General features: G+C 63.9%; 17 protein-coding genes. 8 read left to right on the plus strand and 9 right to left on the minus strand.

Annotation, left to right across the window (positions count from 1 at the left end; translation table 11 throughout):
* The first annotated feature begins 211 nt into the window (after positions 1 to 211).
* The 3 genes from JAB8_RS25215 to JAB8_RS25225 all read left to right on the plus strand — a co-directional run bounded on the left by JAB8_RS25215 (position 212) and on the right by JAB8_RS25225 (position 4,218).
* On the plus strand, positions 212 to 904 hold the full coding sequence (locus JAB8_RS25215) for a gluconate 2-dehydrogenase subunit 3 family protein (protein WP_070291987.1): 693 nt from the start codon (positions 212 to 214) through the stop codon (positions 902 to 904).
* Positions 905 to 1,048: 144 nt separating this feature from the next.
* On the plus strand, positions 1,049 to 2,809 hold the full coding sequence (locus tag JAB8_RS25220; RefSeq protein ID WP_070291989.1) for a GMC family oxidoreductase: 1,761 nt from the start codon (positions 1,049 to 1,051) through the stop codon (positions 2,807 to 2,809).
* Positions 2,810 to 2,823: 14 nt separating this feature from the next.
* Positions 2,824 to 4,218 (plus strand): cytochrome c, encoded by a 1,395-nt coding sequence (locus JAB8_RS25225; RefSeq protein ID WP_070291991.1) that lies wholly within the window; start codon positions 2,824 to 2,826, stop codon positions 4,216 to 4,218.
* A gap of 63 nt (positions 4,219 to 4,281) precedes the next feature.
* Here JAB8_RS25225 and JAB8_RS25230 read toward each other — a convergent pair whose 3' ends face one another.
* The 9 genes from JAB8_RS25230 to JAB8_RS25270 form a co-directional block, all read right to left on the minus strand.
* Entirely contained in the window at positions 4,282 to 5,427 is a 1,146-nt protein-coding gene (locus tag JAB8_RS25230) for a D-alanyl-D-alanine carboxypeptidase family protein (RefSeq protein ID WP_070224754.1), read from the minus strand.
* 113 nt (positions 5,428 to 5,540) lie between these two features.
* On the minus strand, positions 5,541 to 6,194 hold the full coding sequence (locus JAB8_RS25235; protein ID WP_070291993.1) for an alpha/beta hydrolase: 654 nt from the start codon (positions 6,192 to 6,194) through the stop codon (positions 5,541 to 5,543).
* 48 nt (positions 6,195 to 6,242) lie between these two features.
* Entirely contained in the window at positions 6,243 to 6,560 is a 318-nt protein-coding gene (locus JAB8_RS25240) for a ferredoxin (protein WP_034781335.1), read from the minus strand.
* A 40-nt stretch (positions 6,561 to 6,600) separates the two neighbouring features.
* Positions 6,601 to 7,788 carry a VanZ family protein gene (locus JAB8_RS25245; protein WP_070224753.1) on the minus strand — a complete coding sequence of 396 codons (1,188 nt, stop codon included), beginning with the start codon at positions 7,786 to 7,788 and terminating at the stop codon, positions 6,601 to 6,603.
* Positions 7,785 to 8,399 (minus strand): ABC-type transport auxiliary lipoprotein family protein, encoded by a 615-nt coding sequence (locus JAB8_RS25250; protein WP_070224752.1) that lies wholly within the window; start codon positions 8,397 to 8,399, stop codon positions 7,785 to 7,787. Before JAB8_RS25250 ends, JAB8_RS25245 begins: the two co-directional genes overlap by 4 nt.
* Positions 8,400 to 8,411: 12 nt before the next feature.
* Positions 8,412 to 9,371 carry an MlaD family protein gene (locus tag JAB8_RS25255; protein ID WP_070291995.1) on the minus strand — a complete coding sequence of 320 codons (960 nt, stop codon included), beginning with the start codon at positions 9,369 to 9,371 and terminating at the stop codon, positions 8,412 to 8,414.
* Positions 9,371 to 10,273 carry an ATP-binding cassette domain-containing protein gene (locus tag JAB8_RS25260; protein WP_070291996.1) on the minus strand — a complete coding sequence of 301 codons (903 nt, stop codon included), beginning with the start codon at positions 10,271 to 10,273 and terminating at the stop codon, positions 9,371 to 9,373. The genes JAB8_RS25255 and JAB8_RS25260 overlap by 1 nt, the downstream gene beginning before the upstream one ends.
* Positions 10,273 to 11,406 carry an ABC transporter permease gene (locus tag JAB8_RS25265; RefSeq protein WP_070224749.1) on the minus strand — a complete coding sequence of 378 codons (1,134 nt, stop codon included), beginning with the start codon at positions 11,404 to 11,406 and terminating at the stop codon, positions 10,273 to 10,275. Before JAB8_RS25265 ends, JAB8_RS25260 begins: the two co-directional genes overlap by 1 nt.
* 57 nt (positions 11,407 to 11,463) lie before the next feature.
* Positions 11,464 to 12,984 (minus strand): DUF4080 domain-containing protein, encoded by a 1,521-nt coding sequence (locus tag JAB8_RS25270; protein ID WP_070291999.1) that lies wholly within the window; start codon positions 12,982 to 12,984, stop codon positions 11,464 to 11,466.
* 135 nt (positions 12,985 to 13,119) lie between these two features.
* Between JAB8_RS25270 and JAB8_RS25275 the strand changes: the two genes are divergently transcribed.
* From JAB8_RS25275 to JAB8_RS25295, 5 genes are read left to right on the plus strand one after another with little or no spacing between them, the layout of a single operon-like run.
* On the plus strand, positions 13,120 to 14,727 hold the full coding sequence (locus JAB8_RS25275; protein ID WP_070292002.1) for a DUF2138 family protein: 1,608 nt from the start codon (positions 13,120 to 13,122) through the stop codon (positions 14,725 to 14,727).
* On the plus strand, positions 14,724 to 15,389 hold the full coding sequence (locus JAB8_RS25280; protein WP_070292005.1) for a DUF1175 family protein: 666 nt from the start codon (positions 14,724 to 14,726) through the stop codon (positions 15,387 to 15,389). Before JAB8_RS25275 ends, JAB8_RS25280 begins: the two co-directional genes overlap by 4 nt.
* The gene (locus JAB8_RS25285) at positions 15,386 to 19,927 is read left to right on the plus strand and encodes an alpha-2-macroglobulin (RefSeq protein WP_083287923.1); all 4,542 of its coding nucleotides are present in this window, start codon (positions 15,386 to 15,388) and stop codon (positions 19,925 to 19,927) included. Before JAB8_RS25280 ends, JAB8_RS25285 begins: the two co-directional genes overlap by 4 nt.
* A complete protein-coding gene (locus tag JAB8_RS25290) occupies positions 19,927 to 21,609 on the plus strand; it encodes a DUF2300 domain-containing protein (protein ID WP_083287924.1) in 1,683 nt (560 codons plus the stop codon). Before JAB8_RS25285 ends, JAB8_RS25290 begins: the two co-directional genes overlap by 1 nt.
* A gap of 29 nt (positions 21,610 to 21,638) precedes the next feature.
* The gene (locus JAB8_RS25295; RefSeq protein WP_070292008.1) at positions 21,639 to 22,367 is read left to right on the plus strand and encodes a DUF2135 domain-containing protein; all 729 of its coding nucleotides are present in this window, start codon (positions 21,639 to 21,641) and stop codon (positions 22,365 to 22,367) included.
* The last annotated feature ends 168 nt before the right edge of the window (positions 22,368 to 22,535 follow it).

The following is a 22,535-nucleotide window of genomic DNA, read 5'->3' on the forward strand; positions in this document are numbered from 1 at the left end:
GTTTCTTTTAATTATGGTACGATGCGCACCGTAAATGCAAAGCTAGCGCTTGTCAATCATCTTGATCAATTAACCGGCAGGCGGATGCACCGCGCCGCGATACTCCAGCCATCTTTACGTGAAATCTGCCATCTCAGCGGCGCGTGTCCGCATTTTCTTTCTGACTCCCACATCCATCACTGTGGCGGCTTATGCCGCCTGAGGACAACCTATGAAAATCATCGGGATTTCGCCCCACCGGCGACACTTCTTGCGCAAGGCCGTCGGCGCCGCGCCTGCCGTGGCCTTGCTGGCCGGCGCCGGCGGCGGCCTGGCCATGGCCGTCTCCAAAGACCAGCCTGCCTACAAACCGCGCTTTTTCGACGCCACCGAGTGGGCCACATTGAGCGCGCTGGTCGACCGGCTGATCCCCGCCGATGGCGAAGGGCCGGGTGCGCTGGAATCGGGCGCGCATGAATTCATCGATGCGCAGATGAACACGCCTTACGCGTATGGCGCGCTGTGGTACATGCAGGGGCCGTTCGTGCCGTCGATCGAACAGTTCGGCTACCAGTTCCACATGGCGCCGCGCGAGCTGTACAAGAGCGCCCTGGCGGGCGTGAATGCGGCCGTGCAGAAACAGTCGGGCAAGCCCTTCGTCCAGCTGAACGCGGCCGAGCGCGACGCCGTCATCACGCAATTGCAAAAGGGCACCTTGGACATCGGCGAAGTGCCGTCGAAAATCTTCTTCAACCAGCTGCTGCAAAACACGCGCGAAGGCTATTTTTGCGACCCCGTGCACGGCGGCAACAAGGACATGCTGGCCTGGAAGATGGTCGGATTCCCCGGCGCGCGCGCCGACTACATGGACTGGGTGGAGCAGTATGGCAAGAAATACCCGTTGCCTCCAGTATCCATCGCCTGAAAACGTCCATGGCGGCGTTGCACTGCCTGGTCGTACTAGCGTACTGCCTGCGGCAATGCGCCTTGCCCTGAACCTTTTCAGTTATTCGTACCCGATCAAAGAAAAAGAAAAACCATCATGAGTGATATCAAACCCGATGTAAAAATGAATCCTGTCGACGCCGTGATTGTGGGCTTTGGCTGGACCGGCGCCATCATGGCCAAGGAATTGACGGAAGCGGGCCTGAACGTGGTCGCGCTGGAACGCGGCGAGTACCGCGACACCTATCCCGACGGCGCCTATCCGAAGACCCTCGACGAGCTGACCTATATCCAGCGCAGCAAGCTGTTCCAGGATATGTCGAAGAGCACGTTTACCTTCCGCCACAGCATCACGGGCGTGGCCGTGCCGTACCGCCAGATCGGCGCCTTCAAGCCCGGCACGGGCGTGGGCGGCGCGGGCTTGCACTGGTCGGGCATGCACTGGCGCGTCCTGCCGGAAGAGCTGCAAATCCGCAGCCACTACGAACGCCGCTACGGCAAGAAATTCATTCCCGAAGGCATGACGATCCAGGATTTTGGCGTGACTTACGCCGAGCTGGAGCCGCACTTCGATTTCGTCGAGAAAGTCTTCGGCACCTCGGGCCAGGCGTACAAGGTCAACGGCATCGTCGTCGGCGACGGCAATGTGTTCGAAGGCGACCGCTCCGACAATTACGCGCTGGCGCCGCAAAAAGTGCCGTACACGGCAGAATTGTTCCGCCGCGCGGCCAAGGCCGTCGGCTACCACCCCTTCGTCAACGCCTCGTCGAACGCATCCGGCCCGTACACGAATCCGTACGGCTGCCAGATGGGCCCGTGCAACTTCTGCGGCTTCTGCTCCGGCTACGCCTGCTATAACTATTCCAAGGCCTCGCCCAACGTCAACATCATGCCGGCTCTGCGTATGGTGGCCAACTTTGAATTGCGCGCCAATTGCAACGTCGTGCGCATCAACCTCGACGGCAGCAAGAAACGCGCCACGGGCGTGACCTACATCAATGCGGATGGCAAGGCCGTCGAGCAGCCGGCCGACCTGGTCATCGCCAGTGCGTTTGCCTACAACAATGCGCACCTGTTCCTGCTGTCGGGCATCGGAAAGCCGTACGACCCCGTCAGCAATGAAGGCGTGGTGGGGCGCAATATCGCCTACCAGATGATGTCGACCATCCAGACTTTCTTCAAGGAAGACACGAACACGAATCCCTTCATCGGCGCCGGCGGCACCGGTGTCGCGCTCGATGACTGGAATGGCGACAATTTCGACCATGGCCCGCTGGGCTTTGTGGGCGGCTCGCCCGCCTGGTGCAACCCGGCCGGCTCCAAGCCCATTTCCGGCATCGCCACGCCGGACGGCACGCCCGCCTGGGGTTCGGCCTGGAAAAAGGCCGTCAAGAAGAGCTACCTGAACACGGTGTCGTTCGATTGCCACGGCGCCAACATGACTTACCGCGACTGCTATGTCGATCTCGACCCGACCTACACGGACAAGTATGGCCAGCAATTGCTGCGCTTTACCTTCGACTGGAAGGAAAACGACATCAAGATGAGCCGTTTCGTCACCGACAAGATGATGAAGGTGGCCGAGGCCATGAATCCGGAATCGATCAAGGTATCCGTCAAGAGCGTGGGCGACCACCTGGACTTGCGCAATTACCAGACCACGCACTGGGCGGGCGGCACGGCCATGGGCGCGGACCGCAAGACCAGCGTCGTCAACCGCTACCTGCAAAGCTGGGACGTGCACAACGTGTTTGCCGTCGGTTCCAGCGTGTTCCCGGTCGGTATCGGCTATAACCCGACGGGCCTCGCTTGCGCGCTGACCTACTGGTCGGCCAAGGCCATCCGCGAGCAATACCTGCAAGATCCCCGTCCCCTGGTCGCCTGATAAAGAACAAGAAGATGAACAACACATTCACCCATACCGTGGGCGCGCTGCTGCTGGCGCTCGCCTCCGGCACCGCCCTGTCGGCCACCACGGCCGCCACCGTCCCGAACGCCCAGCTGATACGCCAGGGCGAATACCTGGCCCGCGCGGGCGACTGCATCGCCTGCCACACGGCCGGCACGAAAGGCAAACCGTTCGCGGGCGGCCTGGGCATGGAAACGCCGATCGGCAAGGTGTATTCCACCAACATCACGCCCGACAAGAAGGCCGGCATCGGCGACTGGAGCTTTGCCGATTTCGACAAGCTGATGCGCACCGGCGTGACCAAGCACGGCTATACCGTATATCCGGCCATGCCGTATCCGTCGTATTCGCGCCTGAGCGAGGCGGACATGCAGGCGCTGTACGCCTACTTCATGCATGGCGTGAAGGCGGACCCGACGCCGAACAAGGCGGCCGACATTCCGTGGCCATTGTCGATGCGCTTTCCGCTGACCATCTGGCGCTGGGCGTTTGCCCCCACGCCGCAGCCGTATAAAACGCCGGCCACGGGCGACGCGCAATTGCTGCGCGGCGCCTACCTGGTGCAGGGCCTGGGCCACTGCGGCGCCTGCCATACGGCGCGCGGCGTGGGCATGCAGGAAAAATCGCTGACGGACGAGGGCAACACGACCTTCCTGGCCGGTGGCGGCGTGATCGACGGCTGGTCCGTGCCTTCGCTGCGCAATGAACATGGCGGCGGCCTGGCGCGCTGGAGCGCAGCCGAGATCGCCGAATTCCTGAAGACGGGCCGCAACAGCCACACGGCCTCGTTTGGCGCCATGAATGACGTGGTGGCCCATTCCATGCAGCACATGACGGATGGCGACCTGGCGGCGATGGCGAAATACCTGAAGTCTTTGCCGCCATCGAAGCCAGGCACGCCCGCCTTCGTGGCCGACGACAAGCTGGGCAAGCAATTGTTCAGCGGCATCGTCAACTCGAAAGGCGCGCAGCTGTACCTGGACCGCTGCGCCGGTTGCCACCGTTCCGACGGCAAGGGCTATGACAAGGCTTTCCCTGCGCTGGCCGGCAATGCCGTGCTGCAGACGAACGATCCGACCTCGGCCATCAATATCGTGCTGTCGGGCGGCGCCGTGCCGGCCACGCGCACGGCGCCGTCGGCGCTGACGATGGCGCCGTATGCCGACATCTTCAATGATGAGCAAACTGCGCAAGTGGTGACCTTCATCCAGACCAGCTGGGGCAACCGCGGCACGCCCGTGACGGCGGCGCAGGTGGCCAAGGTGCGCAAGCTGTCCGTGCCGGTGCAAGCGTCGCAGACGGAAGCGACGTTTGCGGCAGGCCGCCACGGCACGTTCCCGCCCGTGCCGCGCCAGCCGCACCTGAAGGATGCGCCGGCGAAGTAACGTCGACGGACGAAAAAAATGCCCGCAGCGCTGCGGGCATTTTTTATGGGGAATGCTAAGGGCTTATTTCATCCACAGGCGCATCGAATCCCAGGCGCGGCCGAAGATCGTTGCCTGGTTGATCGGTTCCAGCGCCACGACGGGCAGTTCCAGCAGGACCTTGTCATCGACCATCATTTTCAGCTTGCCGACAGGGGCGTTTTCCGCCAATGGCGCGACCAGCGGGTCCTTGCGTTCCAGCACAGGTTTCATCTTGGCCGCCGTGCCTTTTGGTACGGTGACGAGCACATCGCGGGCGAAACCGATTTTCACGGTGCCTTTCGAGCCTTTCCACACTTCCGGCGTGGCCACGGCCTGGCCTTTCGAGTACAGCTTGACCGTATCGAAGTTCTGGAAGCCCCAGTTCAGCAGCTTCTGGCTTTCCTGCGTGCGGGCCTGGTCGGACGAGGTGCCCAGCACCACGGAGATCAAACGGCGCTCGCCGGTGCCGCCTGGACGGCGGGCCGAGGCGATCATGCAATAGCCGGCCGCTTCCGTGTGGCCCGTCTTCATGCCATCGACGGTCGGGTCCAGCCACAGCAGGCGGTTGCGGTTAGGCTGGGTGATCTTGTTGTAGGTGAAACTTTTGATGGAATCGATTTTGTAGAATTCCGGATAGTCGGCGATCACGCGCTTGGCCAGCACGGACAAGTCTTGCGCCGTGGAATAGTTCTCGGGGCTAGGCAAGCCATGCGGATTGGCAAAACGCGTGTTTTTCAGACCCATGCGCTGGGCTTCGCGGTTCATCAGCACGACGAACGTGCCTTCATCGCCGGCGACGGCTTCGGCCAGTGCCACGGCAGCGTCGTTACCCGATTGAATCATCAGGCCGTGCAGCAAGTCGTCGATCGACACGGGCGTGGCCGGGTCGATGAACATCTTCGAGCTGCTCGAATCGACTTTCCATGCGCGCACGGACACGTTCACTTTCTGGTCCAGCGCCAGTTTCTTTTCGCGGATGGCGGCAAACGTCAGGTAGGCCGTCATGATCTTGGTCAACGAGGCCGGCTCGATACGCGCGTCCGGATCTTGCGAAGCAATGATCTGGCCACTGGTGGCGTCAAGCAGCAGCCAGGACTTGGCGGCGATGGTTGGGGCTGGAACGGTTTGCGCGTAGGCGGCGGATAGGAAAAGTACACTGGAGGCCAGTGCCGCTAAAAGTTTTTTCATGGAGGCTGGTCTGCGAAAAAGATGAAGGCTGAGGGCCACGCAGTTGCTGCGTACGTGGCCGCGTGGAAAAAACGGATCAATTATAGCCGTGGAGGCGCTAGTAAGCCCACACTTCAATGATCATCTGCTGCGATTGCGGGTTTGTCACCATGCCACAGCGCAATCACGAGGTTCTTGATGTGGTTGAGCTTGCGGTGGAAAAAGTGGTCGGCGCCGGGGATCACAATCACGGGGATGTCTTGTGGACGGGCCCAGTCGAAGACGGCGGACAGGGGAATCGTGTCGTCCAGTTCGCCGTGGATCAAGATGGTGTCGGCCGGAATGTCGGCCATCGCCCATTTGCCGGCCGCGCTGCCGATCAGCGCCAGACGCTCGGCGGGCGTGCCGGCGGCGGCCAGGCGTTCCTGCAGTTTCGATTGCACGAAGGTGCCGAACGAGAAGCCGGACAAGGCCACGGGCAAGCCCGGGTACAGGCCGACCATGTGTTCGTATAACAGTTGCATGTCGTCCGTCTCGCCCGCGCCATGGTCATGTACGCCTTCGGAGGCGCCCACGCCGCGGAAGTTGATGCGCGCCACCACGTAACCGAGGGCGACAAACGCGCGTGCCAGGGTTTGCGTGACCTTGTTATCCATCGTGCCGCCGTACAGCGGGTGCGGATGGGCAACGAGGGCGATGCCGCGCGGAGTGTCTGCCGGGAAATCGAGCAAGCCTTCCATGCTGCCCGCATGGCCGGCGAGGGTAAATTTTTCCGAGTTTCTGTTCATGATGCTCATACTGGTGGCGTAGGCTTAAATTAGGATTAAATATGCGGCTTAGATTTTCAGACGTTCGACGATCTTGCCGCCCACCAGGTGCGTATCGATGATTTCATCGATATCGCTGGTGTCGACATAGGTGTACCAGGTCGCTTCCGGGTAGATCACCAGCAGCGGGCCTTCCTCGCAGCGGTCCATGCAGCCGGCCTGGTTGATGCGGATCTTGCCCGCGCCGTTCATGTCGAGTTCCTTGATGCGGCGCTTGCAATGCTTTTGCGCCGCTTCCGCGCCATGGTCGCCGCAGCTGTTGCGGCCGTCTTCACGTTTGTTCATGCAGAAAAAAACGTGGCGTTCAAAATACGGTGCGTCGCTCATACTATGCTCCTGCTGATTCATCAATGCGCCATGATAGCGCTTATGGGTGGTCTTCGCGACGCTGGCGCTGCACATCGTCCTGCCGGTTCAGGCGGTGCGAGGGCAGGCACAGGAACCACAGGGCCACGAAGGGCCACAGCAAGGCGAGAAATTGCGCCGCGCCATTAAAGTTCAGGAACTTGCCTTGTACCCAGCCTTGCAAGGTTGACATGAAATACGGGTTGATCGGCGTCGTATTCACCATCACCAGGCTCAGCAGCAAGGTGGCGGCCGCGATGCGGCGCTGCGCCACATGCGGCGCGAAGGCCAGACCGCCCAGCATGATCAGGCCGATCAAAAAGCCGCCCTGGGCGCCCGGCGTGATCCAGACGAAGGCATTTTCCGGCGAAAACAGCAGCGCGCTGGCCATCGAGCGCACGGTCAAGGCGGCGGCGATCAGGGTCAGCATCAGGATGGCGCGCGGCGCGGCGCGGCGCAGCAGGCACAGCAAGGTGAGCACGGCGCCCGTCATGCCGCAAGCCGTGATGATGGTTTCCGAAAGCCAATATTGCTCAACCGTTAAGACCACGTCGGGACGCAGATACGTGGCCAGGTCGATGTCGACGCCCGCCAGCTGCGACAGCCAGTCCGACAGGATGGGCAGCAGCTGGCCCAGGCCGAACAGATAGCCTTGCGGATAAATCTGCGCCAGCGGCCACAGGGCCACCAGCACCAGGCCCTGGCTGGCGTGCTGGGCAAACCAGCGCTGGCGCAAGCGGTACAAATGGCTGTGGTCGAGCAGCTTGCGCGCCGTCAGGGCGCCGATGATGGAACCGATGCAGCAGCCGGCCGCATTCGTATAGAAATCGAGATTCGACGATACGCGGCTGGGCAGATAGGTTTGCACGGCTTCCATGCTGCCGGAAATCAACATGCCGCACAGGCTGGCGACGATGACGGCAAAGAAACCCGTGATCCTTGGAAACAACGAATACACGATCAACGCGCCCAGCGGGATGTAGCCGACGATATTCACGCCGACATCGAAGCCCGTCCAGTAACGGGGCATGCGCGTGTTTTCCAGGAAAGTCAGCGGCGACAAGCCATTGCTGTGCCAGCCCGTGAACGGAAACCAGCTGGCGTAGACGATCAGGAAGACGTAGGCGAGCAGGGTCGCGCGCGACACGGGCGAGGAACGGACGGGCGGCAGCGGCGCCGCCGGGCTGGCGGGGGATGCGGGGTCGGTCATTCTTTCGGAATATTCAGCGTGCCCAGCCAGGTGAGCAGGTCGGCGGCGATGGCATCCGAGGCCGCCGCCAGCGCCTGCGCGCCGCCTTGCGCATCGGCGCTGCCGGCCGGACCGCTGCGGCTGAATGTTTTCTGGTCGATCAGGCGGTGGCCGCGGAACAGCGAGGCGCGCAGCGACACATGGCCGCTGCTTTGCGTCTGCGTGTCAAACGCTTGCGAAAAATCATCGACGTCGATGCGCAGCAGCGGGATGCCGGCGGCCGCGTCCGTGGTCGACAGCACTTTCACGCCGCTTTGCGCCACGCGGGTTTTCAGGCGCTGGCTCAGCAGTTGCAGCGGCGGCGTGTTCCAGCGGTTGTAGGCGTACGGCCGCGATTGCTGCGCATCGGCGTACAGCAAGCGGTAATACATGCGCTGGCTGTCGAGCCAGGAAGGGCCGTTGGCGTCGGCGATGACCAGTACGGGCACGGCTGGCGCGGCGGCCGGTGCCGCTGCCTGCGGCGCGGCCGGGCCGAAATCATAGAACGTGGGTACGGGGCCGCGGCTGGCGCAGCCGCCCAGCAGAAAAGCGCCGGCAACGATGAGTGCGGTGAGATGGCGAGGAATAGGCATGCTGTGTTCTCCTTATTTGCCGGGCGCCGAAAAACCGGGCTCGCCCGGGCCGGGCGGGATGTCTGGGGCGCCGAACAGGATGCTCTGCGGCTGTTCATTGAGCGTGCTCATGGTGGTTTTCAGGGCGCGCATCGAGGAGCGCGCCTCGCCGCTCAGCTCTATCACCTGCGGCAAGACTTCCAGCGACACGCCATTGGCCACCGTTTCCACCGAATTGCCGACCCGGTCGACCGTGCCATTGACCTTGTCGAGTACGCCGCCGGGCGCCTGGATGTCGTTACCGAGCTTTTTCCACGTGGCCGTCAGGTCCGACACGTTCTTGCTGGCCGTGCTGACGGCCGTCAAGGTTTGCCGCGTCTGTTCCGTCAGTTGCGGCAATTGCGTCAGGGTCGGTTCCAGCTGCTGCGGGATGGCGCCAAAGGCCTTGGCCGCCTTGCCCACTTCAGTGAAGGCGCCCAGCATGGCCGCCTGGTTGTCGGGGCTGAGCAAATTATTCACCTTGTTGGTGATCTGCTCGGCCTGGTCGAGGATGCGCTTGCCCCGTTTTTCCAGCTGGTCGAGCAAGCCCGCGCGCAGGGGGATCAGCGACGGCTTGTCCTTGCTGGTGCCCAGCAGTGTCGAGCCCACGTGCTCGTCGTCGAGCTGGATGTAGGCGATGCCCGTCACGCCCTGGTAGCCCAGGGTGGCAAAGGTGGTATTCGTGACGGGGGTATCGGGCGCCACGCTGATGTGCACGAGGATTTGCCCCGCCTTTTGCGTGTCGAAGTCGATGGCGTCGACCTTGCCCACTTCCAGGCCCCGGTAGCGCACGGTCGCCTGCGGGTTCAGGCCCGGCACGGACAGGGTGGTGGCGAGCAAATACGGGACTCTTTCCACGCGGTCGCGGTTGAACCAGACGCCGAACAGGATTGCGGCCACCAGCAGTGTCAGTGTAAAAAATCCCGTCATCAGGGCATGTGATCTGTTTTCCATTACTTCTCCGCTTTCTTGTCTGTGCCGGCGTCGTCGCCTGGCTGCGCCGCCTTGTCCGCCGCCTGTTTTTCATCGAGGACGGCCAGCGCGCGCTTGCCGCGGTCGCCGAGGAAAAATTGCTTGATGAACGGATGGTCCACTTCGATTACCTCGCGCGTGGGGCCGATGGCGATCACGTGTTTTTCCGCCAGCACGGCGATACGCGTGGACAGGGCAAACAAAGTGTCGAGGTCATGCGTGACCATCACCACCGTCAAGCCCAGTTCGCGGTGCAGCGACTGGATCAGGGCGACAAAACTTTCCGACAAGTCCGGGTCCAGGCCGGCCGTCGGTTCGTCGAGGAACAGCAGCTTCGGTTCCAGCGCCAGGGCACGCGCCAGGGCCACGCGCTTGATCATGCCACCAGACAAGTCCGACGGCATTTTCAGCGCATGTTCCGGGCCCAGGCCCACCATGTTCATCTTTAATAGTACCGCGTCGTGGATCAGCGCTTCGGGCAGCACGCGCAATTCGCGCATGGGCTGGGCCACGTTGTCGAACACGGTCAGGGCCGAATACAGGGCACCTTGCTGGAACAGCATGCCCCAGTGGTTGCGCAACTGCTGCAGCTGGTCGGAACTTGCCTTGTTGATATCTTCGCCAAAGACTTTGACGCAGCCGCGTGCCGGATGTTCCAGGCCCAGCATCTGGCGCAGCAGCACCGTCTTGCCCGTGCCGGAACCGCCCACGATGGAAAGGATTTCGCCCCGCTCGATTTCCAGGTTCAAGTCCTGGTGCACGACGGTGCGGCCGAACTTGGTCCACAGATTGGTGATTTCCACCACGGGCGCGTCGCCATGCAGATCGAACTGGCCGTCCTGGCCCTCGCTCGCCTTGCAGGCGATATCGGTGTCGTTCGCCATCAGTAGCCCACTCCATTGAAGACGATGGCAAACACGGCGTCGGCCAGGATGACCACGGTGATGGCCGTGACGACGGCGGTGGTGGTGCCGCGCCCCAGGCTTTCCGTATTGGCCTTGATGCGCAGGCCGAAGTGGCAGGAGACGAGGGCGATCAGCATGCCGAAAATCACGCCCTTGCCCAGGCCGATCATGTAGTTGGCCAGCGGCACGGCATCGGGCAGCTTCTGGATGAAGTAGCGTGCCGACAGGTTCAGTTCCACCTTGGCCGCCACCATGCCGCCGATCAGCGCGGCCGTATCCGTCCAGATGACGAGCAGGGGCATGGAAATGGCCAGGGCCAGCACTTTAGGCATGATCAGGCGGAAACCGTGCGAAATGCCCATCACCAGCATGGCGTCGAGCTCTTCCGTGACGCGCATGACGCCCAGCTGTGCCGTGATGGACGAGCCGGAGCGGCCGGCCACGAGAATGGCCGCCAGGAGCGGCCCCAGTTCGCGGATGACGCTCATGCCCAGCAGGTTGACCAGGTAAATATCGCCGCCAAAGGCCCGCAGTTGCTGCGCGGAAAGATAGGACAGCACGACGCCGATCAGAAAGCCGACCAGGGCCGTGATGCCCAGCGCCTGGAAGCCCGCATGGAAGATATTGGCGGAAATTTCACGCCACGGCCCGCGCATCGGGTGGCGCGCGAAGCGGCCGATATCCTGCGTCACTTGGCCGACAAGGGCAATAAAGCCCTTCAAATGTTCGAAAAACAGCAAAATGGCCATGCCCAGCTTCATCACGGGCGTGAGGCGGTTGGCGCGCGACGGCGGCGTTTGCAGCGGCCCCGTCTCTTCGATGCGCCGGAAAAACTCTTCCTGCGACGGCGCCAGGGTCAGCTGCGCGGGGCGCTGCTTGCCCCAGGCATTCCAGAACAGCTGGGCGCCGATATGGTCCATGCTGTCGATGGCCGACAAATCCCATTGCGCCTTGGCATCGCCCTGCAGGGGCTTGAGCTGGGCCTCGATGGCCTTGATGGCATTGTCATGCGCCAGCGCGTGCACCTGCCAGGTGCCGCTGGCAGTGACAAGGGCTCCCTGTTGGGAGCTGGTCTGGGAGAGGGTCAGTTTCGGCGATTGTACAGTCGGCATCGTGCCAGTTTAAGGGAGAATGGCGCAGACCGCCACCGCTGTTCAATCGCCCGCCCCTTAGGACGCCAGGTGACGCGCCTGCCGCTGCGGCAGGGCGACGTCCGGGCGCACCTTGGCGTTGCTAGTACTCACTTCGCTTGGCTTGGCATGTGCGGCCGCCTGTGCGCCGCCCGCATAGTCGCTGGCCACGAGGGCATTGGCCTCGGCCGCGCTCATGCCGCGCGTCTGCAGCCATTGCGCCACCAGCTTGGCCAGGCGCTCCATGGCGATGCGGTGGGTGGCGTCCGTGTGGGCATACAGCCAGTTCGAAAAATCCATGAAGTTTTCAAACGGCGCATCGCCGAGCATCCATTGCACCGTATTGGCGAAGCGGCCCGAGTTTGCCACCAGGTCCCAGTAGCGGGCGAAGCGCACGAGGCGCTGCATGCTCATGAAATCGAGCTGTTTATTGGCCAGGATGGTGTACGGCGGGTGCGGGTCGAACACCATGCCATAGTTTTCCGTGTGGCGGATGATGGGCGTGCCGCGCAGCCGTTTCAAGATGCCGAACTGGATTTCATGCGGTTTCAGGGCCACCAGCTTGTTGAAGCCGGCCGCGAAGCTCGCTTCATCCTCGCCCGGCAAGCCGGCGATCAGGTCCACGTGCAAGTGGGCGTTCGATTCCTCGCACAGCCAGCGGATGTTGTCGGCCGCCTTTTGGTTGTCCTGCTTGCGGCTGACCAGCGATTGCACGTCCGGATTGAAACTCTGGATGCCGATCTCGAACTGCAGCGCGCCGGGCGGAAATTTGCTGATGCCTTCTTTCAAGGCGTCGGGCAAGTGGTCGGGCACCAGTTCGAAGTGGGCGTAGATGGGATCGTCCGGATTCGCCTCGATCTTGTCTAAGAAGAACTGCATGATCTTCAAACTGGTCTTGATGTTCAGGTTGAAGGTGCGGTCGACGAACTTGAACAGGCGCGCGCCGCGCGCATGCAGCGACTCCATCTCGGCCAGGAAATTCTCCAGCGCGAAGGGCCAGGCCGTCTTGTCCAGCGCCGACAGGCAGAATTCGCATTTGAACGGACAGCCGCGCGACGCTTCCACGTAAATCGTGCGGTGGCGGATATCGTCGTCTGTATACAAGGAGTAGGGCAGCTGCAGTTCCGCCAGCGGCGCCTGCACGCCCGCATGGATCTTCATCAGCGGCTTCGGGCCGTGGAGGATCTCGCCGCACAGCTTGGGGAAGGTGACGTCGCCCCAGCCCGTGATCAGGTAGTCGGCCAGCCTGACGATTTCCTGCTCGCCCGCCTCATGCGACACTTCCGGCCCGCCCAGCACGATGATGACCTCGGGCGCCACGCGCTTGAGCATGGCCACCAGTTTCGTCGTTTCCTCGACGTTCCAGATGTAGACGCCAAAACCGATGATACGGGGCTTGTTGACGAGGATGCGCTCGACCAGTTCCGTCGTCTTGGTGCCGATGACGAATTCCTGCAGCCGCGTCTGCGCCTGCAGCGGGCCCATATTGGCCAGCAGATAGCGCAATCCCAGCGAGGCGTGGGTATAGCGGGCGTTCAGGGTGGAGAGCAGGATGGTCATGGGAGGCGATGGAAACGGCGAATCCGCTATTTTACGCTGTCGCGTCAGCTGTGCGCTGCGGCTGCCAATGCCATGTTACCATTTGTCAACAATTACTAACTTGTCAATGCTGCGGCAGGCTAAAAGGGATACAAGGTGCTGGCGAAAAAAGTACTCAATAAAAAAGTCCTGGTCGGGGCACTGGCCGGCGTGGCGCTGGTGGCGGCCGCGCTGGTCGGTTACCGGGTGTTCGGCTGGGGCACGCTGGGGCCGGTCAACGGCCTGAAGCTGGATTTATCGCGGCCCGACGCGCTGGTCCGCACGAAAAGCCTGTCGGCCTTGCCGCGCGACCTGCTGACGGTGCCGCTGGCGCGCGACGTGCTGCGCGAGGATTTCCTGTTCTATTACGAGCAGAGCGAAGACCGGCTGGGCCTGAAGGGCAGCCTGCGCCGCATCGCCTATGAACATGAATTGGGATGGGGCGACCAGCTGCTGCGCATGGTGCTGGACCAGCCGGCGGAAGTGGCCCTGTGGCGCGACGCCGACGGCTCGCTCAAGCATTTCGCCATCGCCGTCTCGCGCAGCCAGCTGACGCGCCTGCTCGAGGAAGCGGGCAAGATCGCCTTGAAGGATACGCAGATGCGCGTGGCCGGCAGCTTGCGCGTCGATGGTGGCCAGGTGCCCGTGTATGCGCTGAACTATGCCTACCAGCGCACCTTGCTGTTCGCCGCGCACGGCCAGCGCCTGGTCATCCTGTCCCATCCCGGCATGCTGTACGGTGGCAGCGACGGCAAGCATGGCGATGGCACGGCCGAGAAAACCGTGGCCAGCCTGCTGGCGCCAGAGCCGGCGAAACAAAACGTCTTTCATGCGCAATTCCATCTCGATCCAGCCGCGCCCGAGGGCCACAGCATCGCCGTCAAGGCCGACTTCCTGTCGTTCGGCTACCAGCCCTTCTTTGGCGCGCTCGAAGCGCTGCGCTTCGATTTTCAACAGGGCGCCTGGCAATCGAAGGTGCTGCTCAATGCCGATAAACTGAAAAACGGTGCGTATGATAGCAGCGCCCTGTGGCCGCAGCTGCCGCATAATCCCAGCGCCTGTTTCAGCGTGCCGGTGGACTGGGCCGCGCTGCAGCCCGTGCTCAAGCGCCTGGGCAGCAAGACATCGGAGCCGGTGGTGCCGCTGGCCGGGCACTTGCAAGGCCCCGCCGCCGCCTGCTGGTACGGCAGTTCGCGCCTGCATACGCCCGTGTTTGTCGCCACGCGCAGTGCGCAGGCCGGCGACGACGCTGTCTATGGCAGCCTGTTCGCGGCGGCCATCGGCGGCAAGGACCCCGTGCGCAAGACCACCGGCAAGGATGGGGCCATTCGCTGGGAGCGCAGCGTCGCCACGGGCCTTGGCCAATCCACGCCGGCGCTGGCCGTGGCCGGCAATACGGTTGTCTTCTCGGCCGACGGCAAGCTGGTGGACCAGGTGCTGGCCGTGCGCCGCAAGCAGGCGCCGGCCGCCAGCGACCTGCTGCCCGATGGCGCGCACACGATCGGCCTGATCGCGCCGGCCTCGCTGGCCCGCCTGATCCAGCTGGAAGCCTTCGATACCCTGCCGGCGAATAACGAACCGGTCTTGCGCGCGGCCGCCAATGAACACCTGGTGCCGCGCCTGAACGCCCTGAAAAAATATCCGCCGCTGCGCATGGTGCTCAAGCGGCAGCCAGCCAGCGGCACGTCGTGGGAAACGCTGGAATGGCAGGAGACGGCGCGATGACGGTGTCGCATGGACGGCGCGCTGCGCTGGCGGTGTGCGTCGCCGCTGTCGCCGCACCCAAGGCCTGGGCGCTGCGCGCCGTCGCCGAGCCGCAAGTACTGCTGTCGCAAGCCCAGAGCCGCGCCTTCCAGGCCTGGATGCTGCGCATCGTCAACGCGCAGATCGAACGGGGGCCGTCGCCGCGCTGGACGCACCGCGATTGCGCCGGCCTGGTGCGCTTTGCCGTCAACGAAGCGCTCACCGTGCATGACGCGAAGTGGCTGCACGCGAACGGCATCGCCAGCGACCGGCGCTTGCCGCCCGAGCTGGAACTGGACGCGAACCAGGCAGCCCTGCGCAACCGCTGGGTGCAGACGGATGGCAAGGTCGGCCACTTCGTCACGGCGCTGGCGCTGGTGCAGCACAACAGCCGTTTCATCGCCCGCGAAATCAGCCAGGCGCTGCCCGGCGACCTGCTGTTTTTCGACCAGGGCGACGAACAGCACCTGATGGTCTGGATGGGGGCGCGCATCGCCTACCACACCGGCACCGTCACCCCCGACGACAATGGTCTGCGGACCGTCGATATCAAAGAACTCACGAGCTGGAAGGACACGCGGTGGCAACCTGTGGTCAACAATCCGAATTTCGCCGGGGTGTTCCGGCTGGCGTTTTTATCATGAAGCCGATTTTTGTCATGAAGCTGTTCTTTGCCAGTCTGCTGGCCTTGGTCCTCATTGGCGGCGCCTCGGCGCAGCAGCGCGAACCGAGCAACTACAGCACCTTCAAGGGCGAGCCCTTCTTTTTGCTGTCCGACGCCAGCTACGGCAGTCTGGATGAAGCGCGCGTGCGGCTCGAGGTGCCCGGGCGCGACATGGGGCGCATGAACCTGGAAGCGTATTCGGGCGCCGACATCGTCGTCTACCGCGTGCCCGAGCCGATGGAATTCCTGAAAAAGCAGCGCAATCTGCACCGCATCCAGGTCGAGGGCAATTACCAGGGCGAGGGCCTGGCCAATACCTTGAGCTTTCTGTGGGATAGCTGGTGGAAGCAGTCGCGCCTGGCCTGGCGCAAGCTGTTTTCCGGCGAAGCGCGCCTCGCGGTCACGAAAGAACAGCCGCAACTGGCGACGAAGGACGCGATCCGCAAGCCGACCGTGTTCGCCAATCATCCGCAGTACAGGCCGATCAAGGGCATGGAGCTGGTCGACAGCTTCCGCTATCCGATCTGGCAGGCCAAGGCCATCGCGCCGCCGAAAGGCGTCAAGCTCGATGGCTCCAGCAGCGACTTCATCGTCGCCGGCGCCGGCAACGTGATGATCCCGCTGGGCAAACGCAAGCCGGGCCTGTACCTGGTCGAAGCGATCATAGGCGAGCACCGCGCCACCACCCTGGTGTTCGTGTCGGACACGGTGGCCGTCACCAAGGTCTCTTCCGGCCAGATGCTGGTATGGACGGCGCGGCGCGACAACAGCGCCGCCGTGGCCGGCGCCAGCGTGGCGTGGACGGACGGTACCGGCGTGCTGCAGTCGGCCGTGACGGGCATTGATGGCGTCGCGTCGCTCGAGCGCGGCAGCCCTGAACACACGTATGTGCTGGGCCAGGACGGCGCCGGCGGCGTGTTCGTGTCCGAGAATTTTTACTATGACAGCGAAATCTATAACACCAAGATTTATGCGGTGACCGACCGGCCCCTGTACCGTCCCGGCGACGAGGTCAACGTCAAGTTCCTGGGCCGCGAATTCACCTCGGCGCGCGCCTCGCAGGCAGCAAGCGCTGCACCGATCAGCTTGAGCGTGCTCAATCCGAACGGCACGCCGCTGCTGACGCAAACGCTGCAGCTGTCCGGCGATACGGGTGCCGACACGCGCTTCCGCCTGCCGACGGAAGCCACCGCCGGCGGCTATGAACTGCGCTTCAATTACAAGGATGGCGTGTATGGCGCGGCCTTCCGCGTGGCCGAATACGTCAAGCCGCACTTTGAAATCAACGTCCAGCCATCGAAACCGGAATTCAAGACGGGCGAGGCGGTCAAAGGCAGCATCGCGCTGCGCTACCCCGATGGCAAACCCGTAAAAAACGCGAAGATGACCTTGTCCTTGCGCGGCCAGCAAAACACCATGGTCGAGGGGGAGCTGCGCTACAGCGGCCTGTTCCCGGTGGCCTTGAAGACCGAGGAAGTGACGAGCGACGGCAGCGGCAATGTGGACTTCACCTTGCCGCCCTCCGCCGATCCGTCGCGCTACATCTTGACCGTGCTGGCAACCGATGGCGCGGCCTACCGCGTCAAGACGACGCGCGAGCTGATGATAGAGCGCTCGAGCAGCAGCTACCAGCTGAAAGCCGTGCGCCAGTTTTCCGATCCGGGACAAAACGTGCATTTCGATTTGCTGGCCGATGGCCAGGGCGCGGCGAAGCCCGTGCGCTGGGAGATGGTGCAGCTGGAAAAACAGAGCAAGACCGAGGGCGCCTTCGATCCGGCTGCCAAGGGCTGGGACGTGACATTCCCGGCCTCCGGCTCGTATCAGCTGGCGCTGCGCGACGAACGGGGCAACCTGCTGGCCGCCGCCAGCCACTGGGTAGCCGGCGATGGCGTGCAGACGACGCCGGGCAGCATCGAGATCGTGCTGGACCGCGCCCGCTACCGCCCGGGCGACACCGCCGAGGCCTTGATCACTTTCTCCGACAAGGTCGACCAGGCGCTGCTGACGCTCGAGCGCGACAAGGTCGAACACCATGGCTTGATGGCCGGCGCCGCGGATTGGTACCAGGCGAAGCGCGTGGCGCCGCGCCAGTGGAGAGTGCGCATCCCGGTAAAAGAAGAGCATGGCCCGAACATGACGTTCTCGGTGGCGTACACGCGCAATGGCGATTTCGTGTTCGAGAACGCCGGCCTGCAAGTGATCGAGCCGCGCATCGCGCTGCAGTTCAAGAGCGACAAGGAGGTCTACCAGCCCGGCGAAAAGGTCATGCTGGACGTCAAGGCCACGCTGGACGGCAAGCCCTTGAGCACCCTGGTGGCGCTGGGCGTGGTCGATGAAATGATCTATGTGCTGCAGCCGGAAATAGCGCCCGACATCGGCGACTTCTTCTACCATCCGCGCCGCAACAACGTGCGCACCACGGCCAGCCTGTCCTTCATCAGCTACGACATGGCACAGGGCCGCACGGCCGGCGCGCCCGCGCGCCACAACTACAACGAGCGCGGCGTCAAGGTGCTTGAACGCCCGCGCCGCGACAATATCGATACGGCCTACTGGGCGCCATCGCTGAAGACCGATGTCAACGGCAATGCGCGCGTGAGCTTCACCATGCCCGACGCGCTGACCCGCTGGAGGATCACCGGCCGCACGATGGATGAGCAGGGGCGCGTGGGCCAGCGCACCGCCTATCTGCGTTCCGATAAAAACTTCTATGCCAAATGGACGGCGCCCGACTGGATGCGTGCCGGCGATGCGCCGCGCGCTTCGGTGGCCGTGTTCAACCAGACGGGCAAGGAGCAGGCGCTCGACGTCGTCCTATCGGGAGGGGCGCAGCCGAAGACGGAAAAGCTGTCCGCCAAACCGGGCGTCAACTACGTCGAATTTTCGCTCGCTGCAGGCGCTGGCGGGCCGCTGCGCCTGGAACTGAAACAGAAAGGCAAGCTGGTCGACGCGTTAGAGGCGGCCATGCAAACCTTGCCCGCCGCCTGGAGCAGCCCGCGCTCGCTGGTGCTGCCGCTCGATGGCGCCACCGGTGATATGCCGCTCAAGCTGCCGGCCGACGCGCGCAATCTCCGCGTCTCGTTCGCTCAAGGAGCAGCCAGCCAGTTTGCGCGCATTGCCGACGACCTGATCGATTATCCGTATGGCTGCGTCGAGCAGACGGCCAGCCGCCTGATTCCGCTGGCGCTGGCCACGCAAAGCCTGGGGCCGGACGCCGGCGCCCTGCAAACGCTGCTCACGGCGCAGCGTTTGCGCCTGGTCTCGATGGCCGGTCCGAATGCCGTCTTCGGCTGGTGGGGCAATGCCACGGCCGGCAATGCGCTGATGACGGCGTACGCTTATTACGCCGACTGGTACGCGGCGCGCGCGCTGCACATCGAACTGCCGCCCGAGCACTGGAACAAGCTGCTGGCCGTCTACAGCGAGCATGGCTTGAAGGATGCGATGGGCGACCGCGCGCTGGTGCTGTGGATGGCGCGCGAGATGGGCTTGCCCACGCAGACATTGGCAGCGGGCCTGGTGGACGACAGCGCCATCGCCGTCCTGGGCGGCAAGCCGCGCCAGGCGGGCGACAGCGGCAGCCTGCTGCTGGGCGGGGCATCTGACCGCGAAGCGCAAGCGATGAGCCTTGGCCTGGTGGCGCTGGTCGCCAGCCAGAATGGCGTCGCCTTGCCGCATGGGCTGCAACTGCAAGTGGCCAGCGCCTGGCAGGTGTTGCGCGAGTCCAAAGCGCCAGTGGCGCAAGCCTTGCTGATGCTGGCCGGCGAAATACCGCCATCGCAGGCGGACGCGGTGCTGGCCGACGTGCGCGCCGAGATGCCGACCCTGGACCGCGCGATGACGTTGATGTGGGTGCAGAAGAAGCTGGGTGGCGCATCGTTCGGCAAGGGGCCGGCCGTCGCGCTGGACGGCGCCTGGCAGAAACGCGACAGCCGCAGCGGCCATCCGCTGTGGCGCTGGCTTGACGCCAAGGGCGTGCCTGACAAACTGCGTCTTGCTGCACCGGCGCCGGCCGGCACGGTGGCTGTGGTGCAGTACGACAGCTATGCCGCCGAAGCGCAGACCTTGCCGGTCACCGTCGAAAGGCGCATCCTGCGCATGAAGGCGGGCAAGGGCGGCTACACGACGGAGCTGGTCAAGCCGGGCGAGGCGCTCAGCACGGACGCGCTGTACCTCGATGAAATCACCTTGAAAGCGGCACCGGGTGCGAAGCACCGCTTTGGCTTGCTGGAGGTGGCGCTGCCGCCCGGTGCCATGGTCGAATCGACGACCTGGGGCATGGTCATGGCGGGCGACAAGCCGGTCGCGCTGGAACGCGCGCGCCACACGGAGCGCCGCGACGGTTACGCGGTGCCGATCGAGCCGTTGGAAGGCGCCGTGACGGTGCGCCATCTGCTGCGCTTTGCGCAGAAGGGCAGTTATGTGCTGCCGCCGGCGCGCTTTTACCGCATGTACCAGCCGGAGCAGAAAGCCTTCGAGGGCGGCGGCAAGAGCACGCGCGCGCTGAAGGTCGAGTGATGCGCTTTGTACGTCCTGCATTGATGGCGGCCCTGCTGCTGGCCATGCCTGCCTGGTCGGCTTCATTGGACGTGGCCTGGTGGCGCGACGGCAAGATGGAGGTGCGCCAGCTGCGCCAGGGCAGCGCCGCGCCGCCGCCGTTTGACGGCGCGCGGCAAGTGCCGCTGGCCAGCCTGTGGAAGCTGTTCGTATATGTCTACGCGAGCGATAACAAGGTGGCGATGCCCGACTACCGCTGCGGCGGCCGCGATCCGGAAGAAGTATATTGCTGCGATGCGGGCCAGAGCATCGGCCACGATGCGGCGCTGGCGCAGTCCTGCGGCCCCTTCTTCTCGCCGAAGCGTCTGATGATCACGGCCGCGCCGTGGCGCCAATACTGGACCACCCGTTTAGGTAGCGCGCCGGCAGGGGACTTTGCCTGGCTGGCGGATCCCGCCAAGCTGGCGCCGGCACGACTGGTGCGTCTGGACAGCCTGTTGCGCGCGTTGGACAGCATACCGGCCGCCAGCCGCGTGGACGCCGAAGCGGCACTGCTGCGCGTCGTGCTCGATGGACGCGGTGCCGGCACGGCGCGCTGGTTCGGCAGCCAGCTGCGCGTGAAGACGTATTCCTGGCACGAGCAGCGCCGGGCAGATGAAAGGATTGGCGGCGCGGCTGGCTGGCTGGCCGATGGCACCCCGATCTGGTTTGGCGGCGCAGGCGGCAGCAGCAATGTCTTTGAACAGTGGGCGCCCAGGCTGGCCGCCAGTCTGCCGCCAGTGGGTGCGGCAGAAGATGGCGGTTGCGTGGTCGTCGATTACTTCAAGCGCTATCCGATCCGCGCCGTGCGCGGCGAGCGCGGCGTGGCCGTGCCCGGGCCGCTCAATGGCCGCTACCATGTGCAGTTCGAAAATGGCCAGAACCTGGCCTTGCGCAGCAGCGGCGAGTTGATGCTGGTACAAGAGCAGGGAGGCCGCCCGCAATTGCGCGGCCGCTTCGGCGTCAATGAATATGTGGCGCGCGTGCTCGACCGCGAAGCGAGTGCGAATGAGCAGGAAGCGGCCAAGGCGCTGGCGATTGCCGCGCGCACGTATCTGCAGCAGAACGCAGTAACCGTCGCGGGCTGCCAGCAGATCGCCGACAGCAGCGCGACCCAGCGCGTCAGTCCCAGCCCCGCCACGCCGGCGGCGCTGGCGATTGCGCGCTGGACCGACCAGCTGATCGTCGATGGCGTCACCGTGCGCTATCACAGCAACCAAGCGTCGGAGGGCACGATGGCGTGGAGCGAGGCGGTGCGCCAGGCCAGACAGGGCAAGCACTATGATGAATTGCTGGCGCAGGCTTATCCCGGCGGCGCGCTGAGCACCGTTGGCAATACCGGCGCGCGTTGCCGTCGCCTGGCGCAGAACGAGGATTGGCTGGCGCGGTCCGTGCCGCGCTGGCAGCGCGTGCTGCTGCGCGAAGCCGGTTACGAGGCGCCGCCGCAAGCGCCGCTGGTCTGCGCGCTATCCAGCGGCGCGCCGTATTCGGAGCAGTCGCGCAACCGCATCTTCATGCGCCCGTTGGCCACGCGCGAAGACCGCATCACCTTGGCCCATGAATATTTACACCTTGGCCTGCGCCGTCATCCGCGCGGCCAGGACGAAGAATATGTCGAGCGGCTGGCCCGCCGGCTCGTCGACCTTAACCTGGAGGCCCTGTGAGTTTTTATATCCGTTGCTCGATTCCGCTAATGCTGTTGCCACTCTGGGCCCAGGCCCAGGTCACCATCGATGCACCGAAGGGCGGCTGGCGCAATTCGGCTGGCGCGCGCGAGGACTATACGCAAGCGGTCAATTACCCCGCCGCGTCGGTCAACCTGCAGCCGGGCCAGGCCGAGACGGCGCAGATACGGGGGCGTATCGCGGGCGCCGTCAAGGGCAAGCCCGCTACTTTGGTGGTCAATGGCGTGGCGATGCCGATGGAGGTGGGGGAGGATGGCAGCTACGGTCGCCCCTATGGTTTCGGCAGCGGCTCGAACAGCGTGGAAGTGCGCTCGCCCGATGGCAGAAGCCGCGCGCGCACCCAGTTTATCGACAGCTACCAGGGCAAGACGCAAGCGCGCTTGCGTATCGTGCTGTCGTGGGACAGCGCCGGCACCGATCTTGATCTGCATGTGGTCACGCCGGACGGCGGCCACGCCTGGTACGGCAACCGCGTCCTGAAAGATGGCGGCGCGCTGGATGTGGACGTGACGACCGGCTATGGCCCTGAAATCTTTTCCAGCGCGGCACCCCTGAAGGGCAATTATCACGCGTATGTCAATTACTACGGTAGCGGCGAGAACACCGCCATGCTGACCGTCGCCCGCCTGTCGATCATCACCAATGAAGGCACGCCGCGGGAAAAGCTGCAGAGCTTCCAGGTGCCGATGCGGGCCGCCGGCGAGCTGACCTTGGTGAAATCGTTCGTCTTGCCATAAATGGCTCTTGCGGACACGCTGTCGCTTGGCTATAATTCGCCCCCTCGCTGAACGACGCATGCAAATGCCGAGTAAAGCAGGGTAAAAAAGAAGGTTGACGAATTAGCCGAAACGCTTCATACTCTTCCTTCTTCGCAGCTGACAAACACAACGCTTTGTTAATAGCGC

Origin of the sequence: Janthinobacterium sp. HH106 (assembly GCF_001758725.1) — a bacterium.
Classification (GTDB): domain Bacteria; phylum Pseudomonadota; class Gammaproteobacteria; order Burkholderiales; family Burkholderiaceae_D; genus Janthinobacterium.

Excerpts from the sequence above, each read along its gene's own strand:
- JAB8_RS25215 (WP_070291987.1), top strand. The coding sequence starts at position 212 with ATGAAAATCATCGGGATTTCGCCCCACCGGCGACACTTCTTGCGCAAG.
- JAB8_RS25265 (WP_070224749.1), bottom strand. The coding sequence starts at position 11,406 with ATGCCGACTGTACAATCGCCGAAACTGACCCTCTCCCAGACCAGCTCC.
- JAB8_RS25245 (WP_070224753.1), bottom strand. The coding sequence starts at position 7,788 with ATGACCGACCCCGCATCCCCCGCCAGCCCGGCGGCGCCGCTGCCGCCC.
- JAB8_RS25285 (WP_083287923.1), top strand. The coding sequence starts at position 15,386 with ATGAAGCCGATTTTTGTCATGAAGCTGTTCTTTGCCAGTCTGCTGGCC.
- JAB8_RS25235 (WP_070291993.1), bottom strand. The coding sequence starts at position 6,194 with ATGAACAGAAACTCGGAAAAATTTACCCTCGCCGGCCATGCGGGCAGC.
- JAB8_RS25280 (WP_070292005.1), top strand. The coding sequence starts at position 14,724 with ATGACGGTGTCGCATGGACGGCGCGCTGCGCTGGCGGTGTGCGTCGCC.
- JAB8_RS25295 (WP_070292008.1), top strand. The coding sequence starts at position 21,639 with ATGCTGTTGCCACTCTGGGCCCAGGCCCAGGTCACCATCGATGCACCG.
- JAB8_RS25270 (WP_070291999.1), bottom strand. The coding sequence starts at position 12,984 with ATGACCATCCTGCTCTCCACCCTGAACGCCCGCTATACCCACGCCTCG.
- JAB8_RS25240 (WP_034781335.1), bottom strand. The coding sequence starts at position 6,560 with ATGAGCGACGCACCGTATTTTGAACGCCACGTTTTTTTCTGCATGAAC.
- JAB8_RS25250 (WP_070224752.1), bottom strand. The coding sequence starts at position 8,399 with ATGCCTATTCCTCGCCATCTCACCGCACTCATCGTTGCCGGCGCTTTT.
- JAB8_RS25225 (WP_070291991.1), top strand. The coding sequence starts at position 2,824 with ATGAACAACACATTCACCCATACCGTGGGCGCGCTGCTGCTGGCGCTC.
- JAB8_RS25255 (WP_070291995.1), bottom strand. The coding sequence starts at position 9,371 with ATGGAAAACAGATCACATGCCCTGATGACGGGATTTTTTACACTGACA.
- JAB8_RS25290 (WP_083287924.1), top strand. The coding sequence starts at position 19,927 with ATGCGCTTTGTACGTCCTGCATTGATGGCGGCCCTGCTGCTGGCCATG.
- JAB8_RS25260 (WP_070291996.1), bottom strand. The coding sequence starts at position 10,273 with ATGGCGAACGACACCGATATCGCCTGCAAGGCGAGCGAGGGCCAGGAC.
- JAB8_RS25230 (WP_070224754.1), bottom strand. The coding sequence starts at position 5,427 with ATGAAAAAACTTTTAGCGGCACTGGCCTCCAGTGTACTTTTCCTATCC.
- JAB8_RS25220 (WP_070291989.1), top strand. The coding sequence starts at position 1,049 with ATGAATCCTGTCGACGCCGTGATTGTGGGCTTTGGCTGGACCGGCGCC.